This is a genomic window from Halorubrum sp. Ea1 (assembly GCF_002252965.1).
Classification (GTDB): domain Archaea; phylum Halobacteriota; class Halobacteria; order Halobacteriales; family Haloferacaceae; genus Halorubrum.
In genome coordinates, this window is the sequence record NZ_NHPG01000072.1 from 1 (window position 1) to 1129 (window position 1129).

The window sequence follows — 1129 nt, forward strand, 5'->3', positions numbered from 1 at the left end:
AAAGGGGCAGTCGCGAGGACGAAGCACGGCGCAGTAAGCACCGCAGCGAAGGAGCGTCAGCGACTGAGCGAGGAGCGCAGCAAGCCGCGCGAGTCCTCGCGGCTGGGGCTTTGGAGGTGTTCACCGCGGAGTGGTCAGTCGGTCATCTGCGAGCGATCGAGGCATAAAAGACGTTCGCTGCGGAATCTACCGCTTACTTCGCGACCTTCGCCTCGAACTTCTCGCGGACCTTCTCCATCTTCGGCTTGGCGTGGAAGCTGCAGTACGCGTCGTTCGGGTTCTTCGCGAAGTAGTCTTGGTGGTGCTCTTCCGCCCGGTAGAACGTCTCTAACCGGTCGAGCTCCGTCACCACGTCGTCGTCGTACTCCTCGTCGAGCGCGTCGATGTACGCGGCGGCGAGCTCGCGCTGGTCCTCGTCGTGATAGAGGACGATCGAGCGGTACTGGCTCCCCACGTCGGGACCCTGGCGGTTCAGCTGGGTCGGGTCGTGGATCTCGAAGAACGCCTCCAGCACCTCGTCGTAGGCGATGACGTCGGGATCGAACTCGACCTGTACGACCTCGGCGTGGCCGGTGTTGCCGGAGCACACCTGCTTGTACGTGGGGTCGTCGACGTGGCCGCCCGCGTAGCCGGAGGTGACCGACTCGACGCCGGCGAGCTGTTCGAGCGCCGCCTCGATACACCAGAAGCACCCGCCGCCGAGCGTCGCGGTTTCGAGCTGATCGGACATATACTCGTTCTAAGGGCTCGGAGACGTATTAATGACGCGCGCTTAGGTGTGAACGATGGTGGCGAACCCAGACGTTTATTTATAAGTCTCTGACGACGGATCGTCGGTCAACACCGCCAAATCCCCAGCCGTGAGGAGCGCGCACGCTCGCTGCGCTCCTCGTCACTCGCTTCGCTCGTTCCTGCGGTGCTTACGTCGCCTCCGCGCTCCTCACGGCTGCCCCTTTGGGTCCCACCCGCACGGCACCGCAGCCTCACGCCTCCCCAGCCTCGGCGGTTCCCGCCCTGCGAGCGCTCACCGGCTCCCTCGCGCGTGCACCTCGCGCCCTACGGGCGCTCGGCGGCACGCCCCGACCGCGCGCGTGCGTGGCTTAGCATCGATATCGGCTCACCGCCGCCC

1 protein-coding gene is annotated in these 1129 nt (G+C 65.5%); it reads right to left on the bottom strand.

Annotated elements, in window-relative coordinates; all coding sequences use genetic code 11:
* Positions 1 to 193 precede the first annotated feature (193 nt).
* A complete protein-coding gene (msrA, locus tag DJ73_RS09230) occupies positions 194 to 730 on the bottom strand; it encodes a peptide-methionine (S)-S-oxide reductase MsrA (RefSeq protein ID WP_094523816.1) in 537 nt (178 codons plus the stop codon).
* Between the last annotated feature and the right edge of the window lie 399 nt (positions 731 to 1129).

Coding starts and splice junctions, on each gene's coding strand:
- msrA (WP_094523816.1), bottom strand. CDS start 730: ATGTCCGATCAGCTCGAAACCGCGACGCTCGGCGGCGGGTGCTTCTGG.